Here is an 18191-nt window from a genome sequence, read left to right as displayed (position 1 = left end):
GAACGCCAGGCGGGTGTCGCCGGAGGCACGTACGCAATCCTGCACCCGGAAAAGGATCAACTCGCCGCCCTGCAGCCGCCGCGGCGCGGCCGGCGTGGACAGGGGCTCGCGGGCCAGGCGCAATACCGTGTCCGGGGCGGCCAGGCACTGGGCGAGCATCGCCGCCGGGCGCGTGCGACCGCGCCGGCTCGGGTCGGCCCGCAGCGCGGCCATCGCCTGGACCGTGCGGACCAAATTGTGAAGGGCAATGGCGGTGGCGTGCACGGCGTGGCCATCCCCGTCCGCGCGCTCACGGAGTAGCTGGCGGGCGTGCCGCAGGCGCCCGCTCCAGGCCCACCCCAGGGCCCGCAGCGCGTTGACTCGCGGATAGCGGTCCAGCACGCAAGCGGCCTCGTAGCTGGCGGGGTCGGCCTCGTAACCGGGCTTGAACAGGCGCCCGAGCAGCCCTTGGGCCGCAACGCCCAGCGCCTGCTCGTCCACCTCGCCGCGGGCGCCGGCAACCAGGGTCGCGAAGGCCGGATCGTCACTCCAGGTGCCAGCGGCGACTCGCTCGTTCAGCCGCGCCTCCAGGGACGCGCGCTCCCGCTCCCGGTTGGGGGCATCGCGACGCAGGAAAGCGGGGAGCAGGTGGCCGTCGACGACGAACGCCTGTGCGATGCGCCGCAGCCGCAGACGGTTGATCAGCCCGCCCCGGGGCTCGAGGCTGCGATCCACGCGCGACTCCGCGTCCAGGGCGCGAATCTCCCGGGCGTCGTCCACCCGCAGCAGATTGATCAGGCCGGGGATGGCGATACGCCGTGCCACGTCACGCCCTCGCCCAAGGAAAGAACGCGTTGCGCACCCCATCAAGCTTCGGCTTCAGGGCCGGATAGTGACGGCAAAGCACGGACTTCATGTCATTGTCGTCGATCCAGGCCAGGCCGGCCGGGGTATAGACCTCGGGCGTATAGTCGTCGGTGAAGAATCGGTCACTCTTAAGCCGCCGGGACGCCATCAACACGAAGATGCGAAACGCGGTGTCGCTGAAGGCAAAACCCGGCGGGGGCGTCTCCGCCAGGCAGCCCACGAGCAGATCCACCTGCTCCACGTCGCCGTAGACCGCCTCCAGCTCCCGTTGCCACTCCGGGTTGTCGGTGAGCTCGGCGAAGGACGTGGGCGCCGGCATATCGATCAAGCGGCGGAAACGGCAATAGCGCGGCACGCCGCGCTCCCGGTCGCGCAGGATATCCACGGACGCCAGATCGATAACCCGATGGTGCGGCGCCTGCTTGGCGTGCTGCTGCAAATGACGCGGGAAGTTTTGCAGAATCAGCGCCCCAGGGTGGCTGCTGCCCAGGGAGTAGATGGCATCGATCAGGGGCACGTCCTCGTAGAGTTCGTGTGTGCGCGTGCCCGCGACGTCCGGCAGCCCGCATTCCTTGATGAGGCTGTCGTCGGCCAGCCGACGGAAGCTGTAGTCGTCGGGGATCAGCGGGTGCATGCGGTAAACCGCGCTGAACTCCTCGGTGATTGAATAGGGTGCGGCGTGATGGTCGACCGGCGAGCCGACGATGCCGCTCACGAGCTCACTGTCGCTGACCCGGCCATGGGAGCGATAGAAGTGCTCGTCCATAAGCCCCCACCAGTTGGCGCGCATTCCCAGCCGCAACTCCGGGGTGTCGAGCAGCGCCGGCGTCCACTCCACCGTGTGGATCTTGGCCATCAGTGCGGCATTTACCAGGCGTGCGCGCTGGAACAGCCACTCGCCGTCCTTGTGCGGAAAGTCGATGCGCAGCCGATCGACGATGGCGTTGTGCTCCAGCGCGAACAGGGTGTGCATGATGGACAGGCCCACCCACCAATTGCCGTTCGCGGCGGCCAGCTCAATGCCGTGCTCGTCCAGGGGCAGGTGGCCGTCCGGCTGCACGTAGAGCTTGCCGTCCGGCAGCAACTCCCCGGTGTTGGGATCGGTACGCACCAGGTGCTGGCGGCGCAGGTTGCTGCCATAGATCTGGGAGCCATCCCACCACTGCGTCTCGGTATTGATAAAGGTATCGGGGAAGCCCTCATCGGCTGCCGAGCGGCTGGGATCCTTGCGGGAGCGCAATACCGTCATGCGCTCCCAGGGCCAGTCGTCGTCCTTGTCCAGGGGCACCACGTGGCGCTCGGCCTCGGTGTCGTTGGCGCCATGGCTGAACCAGTCGTGCACCATGAACTGCAGCCAGGCGGGCGCCAGCACGTTGAGCGTCGTAGCCGGCGTGAATTGCTTACGGGTCATCAACCGTCGGCTCACCACCCGCGGACTGGGGGTCATCAATGCGTCCCCGGTCTCACCGAAGGTCTCCGGGATGGGGACGTTGCGCCCGAACCGCGTATGGGCACGGCCCATGTGGGGCGCCGCAAGATCGTTGTAGCTGCCGTCGGAGGTGCGGCAATGGCGGATGTCGAAATCCCCCGGATCCGGCGCCTGCGGGGTAGCCCGCTCGGTGTCATGGAGGTTGTGCCAGCGCAGGTTGTTGCGCAGGCCGACCAGGTTGAGCACCGCAAGGGGGAAGGAGAAGCGGTGCCAGATGATGCGCCTGTTGATGCGCCGAAACAACCCACCCAGAAGGCCAGGACCACGCCGAGCGCCCATAAGATCTTCCTTCCCTGCAGCCAGGGACCGCGAGCGTTATTGTTAGTTTCCGGAGTTCTCCGCCGTCGAATCAGGCGGAGGTGACGCTGGATGAGTATGTATAGTACGCGCGCAGAAAATTGGCAACGTGCTATACCTAATCTCGATAAGGATGTCCTGGGGTTCGCGGCCCAGGCACACATGCAGGCTGAACCGCTACATGAAAGACTACGCCCTCTGGTTCAGGCGGATGGTGCTGCTGGGAGTGGCGGTCAACCTGTTGCTGGCCATCCCCGGCGTCTTCGTACCCAACACCGTCATCGCCCTTGTGGGCGGCACCGCGGTCGCCAACGCTGTGTGGCCGGCCTTCGCCAGCTTGCTCATCATCCTGCTGAGCCTGTTCTACGTGGTCGCGGCCTTCGACCCGTTCCGGTATCTCCCGGTCGCCTGGCTAACGGTCGCCGCGCGTTTTGCCGGAGTGTGCTTCTTTCTGGTCCTGCACCCGCAATACCTCCTTTTTGCATTCATCGATTTGTTCTTCGGCCTCAGCCAGGGCGTACTGCTGCTGCTTGCCCTGCGGCAGCCCCGCCTTTAATCATTCGAGGGATACGCAATGGCAAACACAGGGTACGCTGATCCGTACAAGCGACGCCGACGCTGGGGCACGGTGCTGGGGGTAGTGCTGACGCTTGGCGTGGTTGTCGGGACCACCGCTTGGTACAAGCTGTTCCGGGAGGTGCCACAAACAATCGATGGCATGGAAGCCTACTACCGGTATGGCTCCATCGGCACCGAACAGGAGGAGGGCATTCCCTACTATGTCTGGATTGTGCTGCCGCGGATGTTCCCGGAGCACCTGCCCGGTGATGGCGGATACCGTTCGCTGGGCATGGCCTGGGAGGCGGATCAACCGACGCCGGTGGGATTCTCCAAGAAGACCATCGGATTTCCGCGCGTGGGTATCAACTGCGCGGCCTGCCACGCCGCCACCTACCGCACGGCGCCGGAGGCAACGCCCATCATCGTCGCCACGGGCCCGTCCCAGACGTTCGACCCCCAGGCTTACCTGCGTTTTCTGTCGGCTGCAGCCTCGGATCCGGGATTTACCCCTGGCGCTGTACTCGAGCACATCCGTGACGAGGTGCAGCTGTCCTGGCTGGACCGCCTGCTGTACCGATTCCTTATCATTCCGCGCACCCGCGACGGACTGCTGGAGCAGGCGGAGCGCTTTGCCTGGACCGAGAGCCGGCCACGTTGGGGGCCGGGCCGCATCGATCCGTTCAACCCGGTGAAGTTTCACCCCGATCTGCTGGGACTGGACCCGGCCGCGGACACGACCATCGGCAATTCAGACATCATGCCGATCTGGGCCATGGACCGTCAGGAAGGCTACTCGCTGCACTGGGACGGACTCAACGACTCTCTGACGGAAGTGGTGTTGAGCGGCGCCGTCGGCGACGGGGCGCGACCGAAGTCACTGCCGGTGGAGCGCCTCGCGGAGCTGGAGGCGTTCATCCGGCACAAGGAACCCCCGCCCTACCCATTCCTTGACCAGCTGGACAAAGAGCTAGCGGCACAAGGCGAAGCCGTGTTCCGCCAGAACTGCGCCACGTGCCATGCCACCGATGGTGCCCGCACCGGCACAGTTATCCCGCTGCAGGAGATCGGCACGGACCACCACCGCCTGGAGATGTGGACCACCGAGGCGGCCGAGCGCTACAACGACTACGCCCGCGACTACCCCTGGGACTTCAACGCCTTCGTCAAGACCGACGGTTACGTGGCCAAGCCCCTCGACGGCATCTGGCTGCGGGCGCCTTATCTGCACAATGGCTCGGTTCCGACCCTGGAGGACATGCTGGAACCCGCCGAGCGCCGGCCCGAGACCTTCTACCGGGGTTATGACGTGTACCACCCAGAGCGCATGGGTTTCATACACCAGGGCGAGGAAGCGCAGCGCCTGGGGTTCCACTACGACACGCGCGAGCCTGGCAACAGCAACGCAGGGCATGAAGGCCCGCAGTTCGGGACCGAGTTGTCCGCCGAAGACAAGGAGGCACTGATCGAGTACCTGAAGACGCGCTGATCAAACCGATTGAGGTGTCTGGCCCGGACTGGCGAAGCTGCGTCGCCCGCCCTATGACCGCCTCGAGCGCTCCCCCGGCTCATCGCTGCGGCTCGTGCCGTCTGCATCCGGCAGAGCGCTCTGGGGCAGATGCAGGGGCGAGGGGGTGACGCCGGGGCCACACTGGGTAATGCGGGTCAGTACTGTGGCAAGGACACCCACATCATTGGCCATGCCGCGATGCGTGCGGCACTTCGCGCCGATGGGCTTGTCAGTCACCACGAATTGCGCGCGATCACGCCGCCCCTCGGGCGCGAGCGCTCTTGCCACCGTTTCGTGACCCGCGACTTCCGCCTCAACTTGCCCGTCGATTGGAAACACGCGGCGGGCAAGCTCAAGAAAGGATCCGCGGAAGGCACCCACCCGGTCGGCCGCCTCGTCCTCGGCACTCAGAGTGTATACGGCAAGCGGCTCAGGAGCGCCGCGCTTGTGAGCTTGCGGCTTGGCGCCCCACGTCACCTTGAGGGCGTCCTCCAACGCCTGCTTCGTACAAACGGGCGCCAGCAGATCGATGGTGGCGATCGCCTTGCGGCGCAGCGACTGCGTGTTTCCCTCTGTTGTCCACAGGTCCTTGGCGCGGCCGATCCGCTGCAGCAGCGCGACGAGCCAGATGGCACCGGCGCCGTGGGCGACAAAGTGGGCGGAGAGCGGATCCTGGCGGGACCGTGCGCCGGCGAGCAACTCACGCACCGCGCGCCATGCCCGGCCACGCGTGGGATCATGGGTCGTAAACGCTCGTTCCACCTCGCCCTCGAATGTGCGCCACACGGGCGGCAGGAACTCCTTCGCGAAACGCTCCAGCAGCATGTCGCGCAGCGACTCAAACCCGCCCGTGCGGGCGGCCAAGCGCTCGTAGCGATCCTCGAGCAGTTCACTGGTCACCTCAAAGGCGTCTTCCCGCCAGAACACGAACATGGGATAGGCCTTCACGGCCTTCATGTAAGGCGTCAGCACCGCCGCGCGCTGCACCATGGTGTCTCTGGATTCGAGACCGCTGTCGATCACGAAGACAAGGTGGCGGTAGTCGGTGTGGCTTGCGAGCAGGTCGCGGGTCTCGTGTACGGATTCCATAGAACTGTTGAATACGCCGCTTTGCACGAGACGGCCATCTTTAACATGCAAGTAATGACCGTTGATGGCAATGCGCGGCGGCGTCTGACTGAACGCGGTTTCGGGCCGCGCGGTGCTGGCGTGGAAGCCGCCTATGGCATTGAAGAACCTGGGGGGCGACACGGCAAGGCGAATCGCCCACGCATCGACGGCGTTGCGCTGCCAGTCGTCATAGCTCCAGCGCGCTATGCCGGGCCAGCGCCGTTCGCCGCTGTCGGTCCACCCGCCCCACTCCCGGCCCCAGGAGTTGCAGACCAGAAAACCATGGTCGTCGTACCCAACCAACGCGAATGCATGCAGGCCAAGGCCCTTCTCTGTCCCACTCCACGGGATCTTGCCATCAGCGACCTGATGCCAGCCCTCATGGATGCGCGCAGTGACGACGAGGACGCCGATCTCGTTCAAGGCTGCGTGGTAGTCCAGGAGCACATGCCTCAGGCGCAGGTAAACCCCCAGCGATACCTTGCGCGCGTTCCTCGCCCGTTCGGCGGTGAGGAGCCACGGCGGCGGCATGAAGTCGTCGTCCCGCGGCTGCGCCTCGCACACGCCGTTGTGGAAGAAGCCGCGCAGGGCGCCCCGCATGCTGGAGCCCCTGAGGCCGTCATCGGGAAACTCGTCGAAGGCCTGGGCCATCTCGTAGAGCATCCGGGCGCTGACCGGTTCTGGCCGCAGCTGTGGATCTGCGTCGTCGGCCCGCCCGCGGCGCATGCGCAGGAAGTCTATCGCCAGCGCGAGCGCCATGCCGGTACAAGCCTTGGAATCGCCCTGGTCGCGCACCGCAATGTCGTCGAGCAGCGCGCCATCGGGCGCGAGCCGCGCGCGCAACGGCTGCAGCCCTGGCTCATAAGTCCGGTCACGGAAATCGATGGGATCCGGGCGCACGTTGAGCCATCGCCCGCCGCTCTCGGGAGGCGGGGACTCGCCCTCCTCCGCCCGGGCCAGCAGCCAATCGAGTCTGTCGCGATCCGCCGTCGTCAGGCCGCGGGCCAGGGGAGCGGCGCGCTCGTCATTCCAGTGCACACGTAATCGCTCAGGCTAGAGGAAGGTCCGGAACTTCTCGGCCGCATTGGCAAACCCCGTGTTATTGGGGTGCAGCTCGTCGGCCCAGGCGTTCGCCGAAACGGCACCCCGCAGATCCGCGAAGACGGCCCTTGGAAACGCTCCACAGACTCGTGCGGTGAGTTCATTCAGCCGGTCGATGAGTACGGCCACCACCTTGCTCGCCGTGGCGTTGTCAGGAAAACCGAGATCGGTAAGAGGCTTGCCGGTCCAGTCGCGGGCGTATCGGGGCCGCTTTGGATCACCATCGGGTACACCGCGCGTCGGCGAGTAATCATAGCCGTGGATGACGACCCTGAAATCCGGGAATTCAGCCGTCGAGAAGGATTCCTCGATGTCATTTAGAACCTTCAGGTAGGCCTTTTCGATGAAGGCGAGTGTCTCAATCAAGCCGTCTGTTTCGATATGCCATTCGATGCTCTGGCTCGGCTCGTAGCGCCTGACGATCCGCGCCAGCGTCGCCTCGCCGTTGTCGTCGACGCCGACCACGTCATTGCCGGCGCCCGAGAACAGGAACGCCTTCACCGGAAGCTGGCGGTTGCGCAGTAGATCATTGAGCTCTCGCAGGTACTCGGAGCCTCTGCGGCTGAACACCATGTTCTTGAGCGTATCGCCCGGCTGGCTCGTGCAGTGGATCAAATGATCGGCGTCGAGTTGGTCGACGAGGTCTTTGTACAGGAACGGAAACTGGAGCCAGGAATCGCCCTCGGCGTACAGGATCGGCTTGGAATTGTCACGCAGGGCTCGCTCGAAGCGCCGGCGCCGCCGCCAGCGCGCCCAGGTGCTCACCGCGCGGCTCGCGACCGCCGCCTCTGCCTGAAACTCCTCCAGCGGACCGCGGACCTCGACTTTGTCCGGATCTGGCCTGGCCAGGGGCTCGAAGGGATTGTCATCATTCGGAAGAAATTCAAGATACTCCGCGATGTCCTCGTCGGAGATATCCACGTCCGCCAGCATATGCTCGAGGTCGGTAAATGAGATCCTGGTCATCACCATACCCCCGTGCATCGTGGCTGCTATTTGCTTTATCTAGCACACGGACGGGTAAAAATATACCTGTGCTCGGCGGCTATCCGTCTGTTGTTCGTCATGGTGCGCCCCGGTTATGGAGGCCCCACCGCACTTCCCTGCCCCGCGCACTGCAGCACGGGTTGGCAAAGCCAGGCAGACAGGACACAGCCGTGGGCAAGTGACGCTCGGCGGGCTTAACTATGCTGGTAGTGACAGACTTTGTTGCGTCGAGGTGATGCCATGCAACATTCAACTGTACTGAGCGCCGCCGCGGGGCTCGTCGTGACCGCGTTCGCCGGCTTCACGTCCCCGTCCGCCCAGACTGACGATGCAATGCCACTGTACGACAACATGGGGGAGTACGGTCGGGCGATCACCACCGAGTCCGAGCGCGCCCAGGCCTACTTCAACCAGGGGCTCCGCCTCGCCTACGGGTTCGCCCGGCAGGAGGCGGCCGCCTCGTTCCGCATCGCCCAGGGCCATGATGCGGACTGCGCCATGTGCTACTGGGGTGAGGCCTGGGCGCTTGGGCCGTATCAGAACAACCCGGGTGGTGTCGGTGCCCAGGAGGACGCCGGGGAGGCGGCGCAGAACGCGCGCGATCGCGCCGACGGCGTGCAGCCGTGGGAGCAGGCGCTCATCGAGGCCATGGCCGCCCGCCATGCCGGCTCGGGTGGCCAGGAGGCGGCGACCGAACGCTACGCCGAGGCGATGGGCGCGGCGGCAGCCGCCCATGACGATGATCACGACGTGCGCACGCTTTATGCGGAGTCGCTGATGATGTACCGGCCCTGGGACCTGTACCAGGACGACGGCGCACCTTATCCGCAGACCCGTACCGTGATCGACGAGCTCGAAGCGGTGCTGGAAGAGGATCTCGGCCATCCCGGCGCCTGTCACCTGTACATCCACACGGTGGAGGCCTGGCAACCCGAGCGCGCCGAGGCCTGCGCGGATGGATTGGCCGACACCATCCCGGGTGTTAGCCACATCCAGCACATGCCCTCGCACATCTACATGAACATCGGCCGCTACGGCGACGGTGTGCGCTCCAACCAAAAGGCGCGCAAGGTGGATCAGGCCGCGGATTACGGCGAGGGCATCAGTGTCTACGGCACGCACAACACGTTAATGATCGTCTACGCCGCCTGGATGGACGGGCAAAGCGGCGTGGCGCTCTCGGCCGCGCAGGACATCGCCCGCGAGCGCCCGGCGGATGCGTTCCACTACGCGCTCCAGCTCGCCCGCTTCGGCCGGTGGGATCAGCTTCTCGAGGAGACAACCGAGCCCGAGGAGGCCTTCCAGGCCGCCATGTGGCACTTCGCGGGTGGGCTCGCGCACCTGCGAACGGACGACCCGGAGGCGGCCAAGGAGGCGCTGGAGACCGTTCGAGGCATTCGGGAGAACACCCCCGAAGAGGCGATGTATCACTTCTTCCTGCATTCGCAACGCGATCTGCTCGGCATCGCGGAGAACATCCTTGCGGGCGAGATCGCCGCCGCGCACGAGGAGGTGGATGCGGCCGAATCCTACCTGCGCGAGGCCGTCACCCTGGAAGACGGGCTGGGCTACAGCGAGCCCGAGCCCTGGCCGATCCCGGCGCGGCACGTCCTCGGCGCCGTGCTGCTCGAGGGCGGCCAACCGGAGGCGGCAGAAGCGGTCTACCGCGAAGCGCTAGAGGTGCACCCGCGCAATGGCTGGTCGCTGAGGGGGCTCACGCACGCCCTCACCGCCCAGGACAAGGAGGCGGAGGCCGCCGATGCCGCCGACGCCTTCGAGGCGGCATGGCAACGGGCCGACGTGTGGCTGCCGGCATCGCGCTATTGAGGCGCCGACATGACGCTGCGCGCGCCACCCGCACAAGGACGATTATGGCGGTGACATCGTGGCCCCATCGCTGCCGCACGGCAGCAGCGCTGGGGCGCGTCGGGGCTATGGGCGGCGCGCGACCAACCCAGAGAGGAACCAGACTAACGCGTGTTGCCGACCTGATCGACGTCTGGACGCACTCCGCGTCCGAACACGGCAAGTTCCCGCAATGCACGGCCTGGGGTGAGCGCGCGCCACCCCTCGGAGGGCGCCCTGGTTCGCCCTGCCTGATTCCAGGCGCCAGTGGCGACACGTGCCCAACAGGCAACTACACTCAGCGGGTCGGGGCGCGCGTTACATACTACGATCGGTGCGAGCCTCGATCGCGCCGGCGAGGGCACTTGGCTTCTCGTTGATGCGAATTCGTGTTTGCGCGCCCTCCGCGCGGGCGGCTCCCAGTCGCATTGACGTGTTGCCCAACCCTGGGTCCGTGTATGGATAAGGAAAGTCAGAAAGCCGCCGTCCAGACACTGAGTGAATGGAGCCGGTGGCTGATCGGCATCGACCTGGCAGCGGCTGCGGGGTGTGTAATCGTATTGCAAGGCGGTGTAGGTGGCGTCGCGCGCGTTTTCCTGATACTTGCGATCGGTGTATTCGCCCTGGCGCTGCTTTGCGCGGTGTTGCTATCGCGGGTCCTCGCATCCGTTGTCGAACAACTGCCGCTTCGTGGCGCCGACGGAAACCCGCAAAGCATTTACGCGTATCGCTTGGGCTGGGGCCTTTCCGTCGCGGGCCTTGCACATGCGCAGCTCGTTCTGCTCGTGCTCGCGGGGCTGTTCTTCCTGGGCTGGGTGATCGTCTGAGCGACACGGTGCTGCGTTGTCGCACGTTTCGGGACGCGACGAGTTGATGGCCTCCGGCCAAGGGGGTTGCGTGCGTACAGCCAAGGAGCAACACGGCCGTTGCTGCGTGGACCTCGTCAGCGACACGGCGACGCGTCCTGGTGGGGCCATGCGCGAGGCGATGGCGGCAGCCGACGTCGGCGATGAGCAGCGCCATGAAGATCCCACGGTCACCGCGCTTTGCGAACGGGTGGCGACGCTGCTCGGCAAGGAGCAAGCGATATTTCTGCCCTCCGGCACCATGTGCAACCAGATCGCCTTGCTGGTCCACTGCCGCCCCGGCGACGAAATCCTGGCCGCAGAATCCAGCCACGTGCTTACGTCCGAGGGCGCCGGCGCTGCGGCGTTGGCCGGGGCTTTCGTGCGCGCGTTGCCAGCCTACCGTGGGGTGTTCCGCGCCACCGACCTGCATGCGGCGATCCGGCCTTCAGGGCCCAAGTCGCCGCGTACGCGGCTCGTGGTCGTCGAGCAGACCCACAACCAGGGCGGCGGCAGCGTGTGGCCGATCGACGCCATACGGGAGGTGGCAGCCAGCACCAGAGCCGCTGGACTGATGCTGCACATGGACGGCGCCCGACTGCTCAACGCGGAGGTGGCCAGTGGGGTCAGCGCCCGTAATCATGCGCTGCCGTTCGACAGCGTCTGGCTGGATCTCTCCAAGGGACTGGGCTGCCCGGTCGGTGCCCTCCTGGCCGGCGACAGGCCGTTCATCGATGCGGCCTGGGTATGGAAGCACCGCCTGGGGGGTGCGATGCGTCAGGCAGGCATACTTGCCGCGGCCGGGCTCTATGCCCTGGACCACAACGTGGATCGACTGGCCGAGGACCACGACAATGCCCTCGCGTTTGCCGAGCGTGCAGCCGCGATCCCGGGCGTACGGGTCGACCCATACCCGGTAGAGACCAACATGGTGTTTCTGGATGTCTCCGGGACGGGGCGCTCGGCCGACGACATCGCCGCGCGACTGCAGGCGTCCGGTATTCGCATCGGGGTGGAGGGCGCAACCCGCCTGCGCGCGGTGACACATCTGGATGTGACCCGGGCCGACTGCCTGCGGGCGGCGGAGCAGTTGGCGGCAGCGGTTGCCGGTACCTCATAAACGAAGTACCGGCCAGGTATGGGGCGGAGCGGACAGCGTGCGGACGCGCACCATCGCGGTTCAAGCTGCCACCGCAACGGTTCACTGCAAACACCCGATCGGCGAGATCGTGCCGGTTAGACGATAACCCAGCCCACACGGATACGGGTGAATGCGTTGCGGGTTTCCGTCGGCGCCACGAGGCAGCAACGGAACGCACTGATCGGTAGGACAGCATGCTGTTTCCCCGTTTCGAGCCCTCGACAGGCACAACTTGACAGGGCTCGCGGGTTCATCAACGGCGGCGGGGCCGCCATCGCGATAGAGGAGTAGACACGATGCAATCCCCAGGGAACTCGTTCTTTTCCCAGTGCGTTGTCGCTGCAGCGCTCGCGCTGCTTGTCCTATCCCCTGTCTCCGCGGACGACGACAAACCGCAGGACGGCCTGCAAAGCCTGATCACGGAGACACCGCAAGAGGGTTTTGAACTGGCCCTCAGCCTCGCGCGCAAGGGGGTGACCTCCACACAGACGGATCGGGACATATTGTTCGACCTGCGTGAGCAATACTCCCGTGACCCCGATTCGCTGATTGCCGCATCCCACGTCGTGGCGGTCCACTTCCGCACCGTCGCCGAGGCCAATGACTACTGGCGCGATTAGAGCCCTTGAGAGATATACGACCGTGCGCTGGCCACCGCGCAACCTGGTGCGGTGAGCCCGCGGTGGCGCACGAGCCCAGGCATCCGGGGCTGGGCAAAAAAAACCCCCTCGGGTGGAGGGGGCGGAAGGGGGACTTGGGAGTCCCCTGGAGGAGACATCGTGCCGGCCACAAGCAGCGGGGTATTCAAGTCGGTTTACTGCTCGACTCCAGCTGGCCGGCTGGAGCCAAGCAGTCACAAAACTCAGTATCGTACGCACATGAGGGGGATGGATGCGGCGCCCACCCTGCTGGCCCCCAATTACTTTGCCCTCGCCATGTTGCTACGCACCATTCTAGGCTAGACCGTTCTGTACGTCAACACTTGCCGCGCGTCCCGGGTTCACTCAACGCACCCGCTGATGCAAGCACACGGATGACAATCCCCACTGTAGCGGTCACCACTGTGGCGGTCAGCCCCAAGGCCTCTTTCACGTAGTGTAGACAAAGGCACCCCGACTGTGCATAAGAACTACGTCACATGAATCGGTTTTTCTCCTTGTGTTTGCCTATGAGGAGCGCCGGACGCCGCAAAGCCTAAGCAGACGGCAACCCCAACCGCGGCGGAGAACGACGCTCCCGGGTCGCTCGATGCCTGCTCGGAGACATCGACAGCGCCATCAAATAAGGCGATCGTCGCTCCATCGCGTTCGCGTTGCTCGCACCGACAAGGACAAGAAGGAACGCGAGCACGCGATCCCGTTCATCCTTGGCGCTGTCAAGTCAGGGGCGCACGTCTTTAACTGACGGCTCCTGGGCCTGCCATTGACTAACCGAATACGGCGACCAGCGCGAGCTCTAACGCTTTGCATCGCCTCTGTGCGTGACCCAATACAACCGCCCATCGTGGTTTTTGAGACGCGCACTTACGGGCGGCGGCGAAGCTCAAAAGTCAGCCAAAATGGTGTGTTGGCGCGTGAGGCTCTGATTTCCCGGGAGCGTACGCGCAATGCCAAACTACCCTGAAGACGGCGGGTTAAATCGGCCGTGATACCAATCCATGCCTCACCGACAAAGGGGTTCAACTCATTTCGCGAAAACGTAACCGGGCTGTCACGAAATTGACCCTGCAAAAGCGCATTATAGAGGCGCCAACGAGCTACTCCACCAAAGTACACATACAGCTCTCTCGTCGCGCTGCCATATCCGGCGGCAGTCGCGAGGCCGCCGAAGCTCACATACTCGGCGTGGTGAGGGGCAAAGGACCACCACGGCGACTGTATTCGGCCCCAGCGCCCGCTCAGCCCCGCACCAAGCTGAGTAGTCAGCCCAGCTGCACCTTCCAACGCACTGCTAAGTTCAAGCCGCTTGTCGCCCCCGTTGTGTTCGTTTTGGCTCAGGTAGAGTGGTTGGTGCCGGACCAGCGACCACCGTGCCGTTGGTTCGCCGCCATCCGAGATCTGATTCCCCCAACCGCGAGGCTCGGTTGCGTCGATAATCCTGTGTGTCCGTCGCTGAATCGCCTTGCAGAGTGGGGTGCCGAGCACCCCGAACATTAAGGTCGTCTGATAACTGACTGCTGCCTCGGGAAAAACCCTTTGCCGCATATTGCTTATAAACGGCAGGCAACCAAAGGGATGGTCGTCAAGTATTGGTTCCTCGATTCCGATGTCGTCCGGCGTGAACGCGGCCAGCCCGATCTGGAAAGCGTGTAGGGGTTGCGCGGCTTCCTCAGGATACAAACGGTGCAATTGCGCCAGCCAGTCAATCCCCCTGAGCACTGGATCGAGAGAAAAAGGGTATTGGCGGGCACGGTCCCCTGCAAGTGTCAGCCCGATACCTCCCGTGTAATTCTGGTCATCGCTGAGCCCACCGGGATCATTGTCAATGGTAAGCGTCCAACCCGTGTCGTGGGGCTCACTCGCGCGGGTGTGCGCCAGGCCCTGATTGAAAGGGATGATGCTCGCCGCAAACAACGTTGCCAGGGACAAAAGAATGGAAGCGACGCTCATCGCTCGTGCACGAGCCCTTTGTCGCACGTTACTGAACGCGACTGCCAACCCCCGTACGCTGTGCGCCCACGTGGATCTCAGCCTACGCAATGATGGCTGCAACGCCCACAATAACCCTCGATCAATCATAGAGTAATCATAGTCTGCATCCCCCGGCGGCGCGGGCGCATGCTGACTGACAGCGCTTGTTGTGAGCGAACAGGGAACGAGCCACCGTGGTCATGGTTCCCTGCAGCACTGCCCACGATGGGTCCGGGGGCTCACACGCATGGGCTTTACCCTACGCCTGCGGCCCGCACAGGACGTCAACCTTGACCATGCCATGGGCACCATGCCGCTAGCAGAGCAGGATATGGCCTCGCGAATTCTCGGATGCAGGAGGGTTGCACCGACTTGAGGCCTTGCCGAGACGGTTAGTGATCGAAGATGTCAGCTGGCTCGAATAGCCGGTTGATCAGCAGGCTGGTGAGCGCGCGCAGCTTGTTGCGTGCTCCAACGAGCTGGAGGAGCGTGACGGCACGATAGAGCAGCCAGGCTGTACGACCACCGGCGTGCCAGCCGAGAATGTCCACCAGTGCCTGGCCACCCCCGAGGGAGACTATCTTGCCCGCGTGGTGTGCCTGATAGGCTTCAAGCTCCCGCCCCACGGTCGCGTTTTCGATGTTGGCGGCAACGCGAATGCCCTGACTGATGGCAATGGGCGCGACCGGGGGGTACGGCTGACCGGTACGGGGATCGGGGAGCCATGCGTTGTCGCCTGCAGCGAAAATGCGATCTTGTCCAAGGGCGCACAGATACTCGTCGACCGGGATGTGTCCGGAATCCGGTAACTCCACGCCGCATTCTGCCAGCGGACCGGTGGCCGGCCGCGTCCCGGCAGTCCAGACCAGCGTCCCCGCCCGCAAATGGTCGGCGTCCCCGCCTTTGGGTCGAACCTGCACCGTCGTGCCATTGAACCCTTCGACTCGCGTCCGCAGCCGCACGTCGATACCTCGCTTGCGCAGGATATCCAACCCCTCGTCGGCAAGTGTTTCGTCCCAGCCCAGCAAGATGCGATCGCCGCCGTGTATTAGCGTGATGCTCGGAGACTCCTCCAGGCCGTGATCGCGTCGGGACACCCGCTGCAGCAGACACTGGATTTCCGTCGCCACCTCCACGCCAGAAGGACCACCGCCGGCCACCACGACGCTGAGCAACTGGCGGCGACGGGACGCGTCACGCTCCTGTGCCGCGCTCTCGGCACTACGCAGAAGATGCCGTCGAAGCCGCAGGGCGTCCTGAACCGACACCATTGGCAGACTGTTGCGGGCAACTTCGTCGTTTCCCAGGAAGCTGCTCTGTGCCCCGAGCGCGACTACTAGAAAGTCGTAATCGATAACAGCAAGCGACGTGCGGACCTGCCGAGCCTGTGGGTCGATGCTCTGCGCCCGTGCGCGCAGGAAACGGAATCCGGTGCGACGTGCGTAGGCGCGCAAGGGAAACGCAACTTCCTCCTGGCCCAGTGCGCCTCCGACCACCTCGGGTAGCAGCGGCAGAAAGGCGAAGTAGTTTCTCTCGGAGATCAGTGTGACGTCGAGGGCGCCCTCGGGCACGTCGGCACGGGCGAGGTAAGTGGCGGCGTAAAGACCGGCGAACCCGCCCCCGAGCACCAGCACTTTGGCCGCTCGTCTGCTCATGAGAAAAACGGCGCCGGTAACCGCGGCAATACATCCTGGTAATAGACGAGCATGGTTCCTATCGTGGTAATGACGCCCACCAGCACAATGCCGACAAACTGGGTGGCGAGGCACCATGCCATGATTCGGCGATCCTCCTGGAGGTAACTGCGTTTCTTACCGCTCTGGCGCAGAAACGCGGTGTAGACCACCAGCAGCACGACCGATAGTACGATCTTGATCGTGATCCAGCCTCCGAGCGGTCCCGACAAGCGTACAATCGTGCCGAAAAAAGCGTCGCGAAGCCCCGCCACCATGGACAGGGCAATCGTGATGACCCCCAACCAGGTGGCGGTGCGGGCGAGCCGATACAGGCGATCCTCGAACACACTTGTCAGCAGTCCCCGGAAAAGCCAGAGATACATGGCGAAAAACGCCATCAGCAGAAAAGCAATGTGCAAGTGCACAAACAGGGGATGAAGGATGCGCATCAATCCGACTCCCCGGCGGGCAACACTTCGATGCGCCCCACCATGTCATTGGCGAGATGCAGCGTACAAATATAGTGGTACTCTCCGGGGGTCTCGAGGGTCATGCGGAAGCGTTCTCCCGTCTCCAGCAAACCGGAGTCCCATTCGTCAGCCCCTGCTGGCAGTCGTTCGAGCGGTTCGTTGCCCGCTCTTGCGGTCGCGGTATGCGGGATGTCGCCTTGATTGACCCATTCCACGACTGCGCCGGCTGGGATCTCTGCCGCTGGCGGGTCGAACCGCATATCATCATGCATGGTGATGACGATGGCGGCCGCGTCCCCGTCCGAATCGTCGGCGGCGGTGGTCTCTGTGGGCGGATCGGACTCGGAGCACGCTGCCAATGCCAGCGTAAACACCACCAGCATGCCCTGTGAGGCGGTTTTTGTCGGTGCCATCAGCCCACCTCTTGATTGTTGGCTGCGCGGGTGCCAGTCGAAATCACCGGCCGAGGATGAAGCGCCAATGTCGAATACACGCCGCGACAATGGGTGCGAGCCTGTGCCGACTCACTTCTGCGTTGAGTCACAACACAGTGTCCGGGGCGGCTAATCGTGCTCGGTGAGTATCCAGCGAACGATAACCTCGATTTCCTCCTCACTGACCCGCGGATGCGGAACCATGGGTATAGCCCCCCAATTACCGCTGCCTCCTTGGCGGACCTTCTCGACGAGTTGTGGCAAGTCGTCAAGCGTGTACCGTTCGGCAATCTCCGCGTGACTCGGTCCGACGACGCGCTCATCGGCGGCGTGGCAGTTTACGCAACCATTTCGCTCATGCAGGCTCCTGGCCTCATCGATATCCACGGCCTGTGCGCCCAGAGACCCCAGCAGGCCACCCGCCAGCACGGTTGACACCAACACCGTATGCCTCGTCATGACTTCCACCCCCGGCTCATCGTCTCGTCGTCTGCGCCACTCACAAGGAGTACAGCCGAGTGCGCCCCGAGACGTCATTGGGGGAAGTACTTATCGCCGGGGCCAGCTTTGGTCCCACGACAAGCGCCTGTCACGCCGAGCGCCGCGACATGCGAGCAGACGATGGTCCCAGCCGCTGCAGAGAACAGCGCCCGGCGCCTCGCCCACTTGGTGGCAACAGGCGGCTACTGCAACAGCCGTCCGGCGCGGCGCAGCATTAACACGACCTACTCGACGCATCAAACCCTCACCGCGGGTGGACGTCGCCGCGGTTCAAGGTGACGTAGGGATCACCCTGGCGACCGTTGACCGGCCGGTGTTGGGCCAGCCATCGGTCCAACCCGTCCACATACCCCGGAAAGTGGTTGTGGATGATTTCATGCGGGTTGCGCCGTGGCCCGTCGGATTCGTAGCGGTATGGATCGTCATGCCAGGGGAATTCCACCCCCAGATCCATCCAACGGATGTAACTCGCGACCGCCTCTTTTGGTGTCAACCCGTTCTCCGCCTGCCTGTCCCACCAGTCGAAACCAGCATAGCGGGCGATCTCCAGTGCCTGCACCAGGCTCGTCAGCGTGTAGGCGGTGTAGGTCATGCCACGGCCGCCCGGGCCGCGATCCCGCCCGGCGCGCGTGACCTCGGCGGGGAAATAAACCGAACCGCAGTGATGGCGGTGCATTTTCGGATCCCTGCCCCCAATGCCTCGGGGGGCGAAAAAATAGCTGTCCAGCTCGATCAACGCCTCGCGCAGCAG

General features: G+C 64.5%; 16 protein-coding genes. 6 read left to right on the top strand and 10 right to left on the bottom strand.

Annotated elements, in window-relative coordinates; genetic code table 11:
* Positions 1 to 804, bottom strand: an 804-nt coding sequence (locus QZT63_RS08045) for a hypothetical protein (protein WP_290650133.1), incomplete at its 3' end; no start/stop codon positions are given.
* Position 805: 1 nt separating this feature from the next.
* Entirely contained in the window at positions 806 to 2614 is a 1809-nt protein-coding gene (locus QZT63_RS08040; RefSeq protein WP_290650131.1) for a peroxidase family protein, read from the bottom strand.
* 199 nt (positions 2615 to 2813) lie between these two features.
* On the opposite strand from QZT63_RS08040, the gene QZT63_RS08035 reads away from it, so the two are divergent.
* Both QZT63_RS08035 and QZT63_RS08030 read left to right on the top strand, forming a co-directional pair.
* Entirely contained in the window at positions 2814 to 3188 is a 375-nt protein-coding gene (locus tag QZT63_RS08035) for a hypothetical protein (RefSeq protein ID WP_290650129.1), read from the top strand.
* 18 nt (positions 3189 to 3206) lie between these two features.
* Positions 3207 to 4679, top strand: a complete 1473-nt coding sequence (locus tag QZT63_RS08030; RefSeq protein WP_290650127.1) for a c-type cytochrome — start codon at positions 3207 to 3209, stop codon at positions 4677 to 4679.
* A gap of 51 nt (positions 4680 to 4730) precedes the next feature.
* On the opposite strand, the gene QZT63_RS08025 is transcribed toward QZT63_RS08030, so the two are convergent.
* Together QZT63_RS08025 and QZT63_RS08020 are read right to left on the bottom strand one after the other, a co-directional pair.
* A complete protein-coding gene (locus QZT63_RS08025) occupies positions 4731 to 6848 on the bottom strand; it encodes a C1 family peptidase (protein ID WP_290650125.1) in 2118 nt (705 codons plus the stop codon).
* A gap of 15 nt (positions 6849 to 6863) precedes the next feature.
* Positions 6864 to 7877 carry a hypothetical protein gene (locus QZT63_RS08020; RefSeq protein WP_290650123.1) on the bottom strand — a complete coding sequence of 338 codons (1014 nt, stop codon included), beginning with the start codon at positions 7875 to 7877 and terminating at the stop codon, positions 6864 to 6866.
* A 261-nt stretch (positions 7878 to 8138) separates the two neighbouring features.
* On the opposite strand from QZT63_RS08020, the gene QZT63_RS08015 reads away from it, so the two are divergent.
* The 4 genes from QZT63_RS08015 to QZT63_RS08000 all read left to right on the top strand — a co-directional run bounded on the left by QZT63_RS08015 (position 8139) and on the right by QZT63_RS08000 (position 12349).
* Positions 8139 to 9725 (top strand): hypothetical protein, encoded by a 1587-nt coding sequence (locus tag QZT63_RS08015; RefSeq protein WP_290650121.1) that lies wholly within the window; start codon positions 8139 to 8141, stop codon positions 9723 to 9725.
* A 476-nt stretch (positions 9726 to 10201) separates the two neighbouring features.
* Positions 10202 to 10570, top strand: a complete 369-nt coding sequence (locus QZT63_RS08010; protein WP_290650119.1) for a hypothetical protein — start codon at positions 10202 to 10204, stop codon at positions 10568 to 10570.
* A 70-nt stretch (positions 10571 to 10640) separates the two neighbouring features.
* The gene (locus QZT63_RS08005; RefSeq protein ID WP_290650118.1) at positions 10641 to 11708 is read left to right on the top strand and encodes a GntG family PLP-dependent aldolase; all 1068 of its coding nucleotides are present in this window, start codon (positions 10641 to 10643) and stop codon (positions 11706 to 11708) included.
* A gap of 317 nt (positions 11709 to 12025) precedes the next feature.
* The gene (locus QZT63_RS08000; RefSeq protein ID WP_290650116.1) at positions 12026 to 12349 is read left to right on the top strand and encodes a hexameric tyrosine-coordinated heme protein; all 324 of its coding nucleotides are present in this window, start codon (positions 12026 to 12028) and stop codon (positions 12347 to 12349) included.
* Between the two features lie 903 nt (positions 12350 to 13252).
* On the opposite strand, the gene QZT63_RS07995 is transcribed toward QZT63_RS08000, so the two are convergent.
* The 6 genes from QZT63_RS07995 to QZT63_RS07970 all read right to left on the bottom strand — a co-directional run.
* Complete coding sequence (locus QZT63_RS07995; protein WP_290650114.1) at positions 13253 to 14338, bottom strand: lipid A-modifier LpxR family protein; 1086 nt, start codon at positions 14336 to 14338, stop codon at positions 13253 to 13255.
* A 413-nt stretch (positions 14339 to 14751) separates the two neighbouring features.
* A complete protein-coding gene (locus tag QZT63_RS07990) occupies positions 14752 to 16014 on the bottom strand; it encodes an NAD(P)/FAD-dependent oxidoreductase (protein ID WP_290650112.1) in 1263 nt (420 codons plus the stop codon).
* Entirely contained in the window at positions 16011 to 16484 is a 474-nt protein-coding gene (locus QZT63_RS07985; protein WP_290650110.1) for a DUF2231 domain-containing protein, read from the bottom strand. Before QZT63_RS07985 ends, QZT63_RS07990 begins: the two co-directional genes overlap by 4 nt.
* On the bottom strand, positions 16484 to 16918 hold the full coding sequence (locus tag QZT63_RS07980; protein ID WP_290650109.1) for a plastocyanin/azurin family copper-binding protein: 435 nt from the start codon (positions 16916 to 16918) through the stop codon (positions 16484 to 16486). Before QZT63_RS07980 ends, QZT63_RS07985 begins: the two co-directional genes overlap by 1 nt.
* A 150-nt stretch (positions 16919 to 17068) precedes the next feature.
* A complete protein-coding gene (locus QZT63_RS07975) occupies positions 17069 to 17398 on the bottom strand; it encodes a c-type cytochrome (protein WP_290650108.1) in 330 nt (109 codons plus the stop codon).
* Positions 17399 to 17684: 286 nt separating this feature from the next.
* Positions 17685 to 18191: alginate lyase family protein (locus tag QZT63_RS07970; protein ID WP_290650107.1), on the bottom strand; the 507-nt coding region annotated here is incomplete at its 5' end.

This window comes from Aquisalimonas sp. (assembly GCF_007120195.1).
In the GTDB taxonomy this organism is placed as follows: Bacteria; Pseudomonadota; Gammaproteobacteria; order Nitrococcales; family Aquisalimonadaceae; genus Aquisalimonas.
Note: the sequence above shows the minus strand (reverse complement) of the source record. Positions and strands in the feature narration are given on the sequence as shown.

Bases quoted from the DNA above. Each gene is read 5' to 3' on its own strand.
- QZT63_RS08030 (WP_290650127.1), top strand. From the start codon at position 3,207: ATGGCAAACACAGGGTACGCTGATCCGTACAAGCGACGCCGACGCTGG.
- QZT63_RS08015 (WP_290650121.1), top strand. From the start codon at position 8,139: ATGCAACATTCAACTGTACTGAGCGCCGCCGCGGGGCTCGTCGTGACC.
- QZT63_RS07985 (WP_290650110.1), bottom strand. From the start codon at position 16,484: ATGCGCATCCTTCATCCCCTGTTTGTGCACTTGCACATTGCTTTTCTG.
- QZT63_RS08020 (WP_290650123.1), bottom strand. From the start codon at position 7,877: ATGACCAGGATCTCATTTACCGACCTCGAGCATATGCTGGCGGACGTG.
- QZT63_RS07995 (WP_290650114.1), bottom strand. From the start codon at position 14,338: ATGAGCGTCGCTTCCATTCTTTTGTCCCTGGCAACGTTGTTTGCGGCG.
- QZT63_RS08000 (WP_290650116.1), top strand. From the start codon at position 12,026: ATGCAATCCCCAGGGAACTCGTTCTTTTCCCAGTGCGTTGTCGCTGCA.
- QZT63_RS08010 (WP_290650119.1), top strand. From the start codon at position 10,202: ATGGATAAGGAAAGTCAGAAAGCCGCCGTCCAGACACTGAGTGAATGG.
- QZT63_RS08040 (WP_290650131.1), bottom strand. From the start codon at position 2,614: ATGGGCGCTCGGCGTGGTCCTGGCCTTCTGGGTGGGTTGTTTCGGCGC.
- QZT63_RS08035 (WP_290650129.1), top strand. From the start codon at position 2,814: ATGAAAGACTACGCCCTCTGGTTCAGGCGGATGGTGCTGCTGGGAGTG.
- QZT63_RS07980 (WP_290650109.1), bottom strand. From the start codon at position 16,918: ATGGCACCGACAAAAACCGCCTCACAGGGCATGCTGGTGGTGTTTACG.
- QZT63_RS07975 (WP_290650108.1), bottom strand. From the start codon at position 17,398: ATGACGAGGCATACGGTGTTGGTGTCAACCGTGCTGGCGGGTGGCCTG.
- QZT63_RS07990 (WP_290650112.1), bottom strand. From the start codon at position 16,014: ATGAGCAGACGAGCGGCCAAAGTGCTGGTGCTCGGGGGCGGGTTCGCC.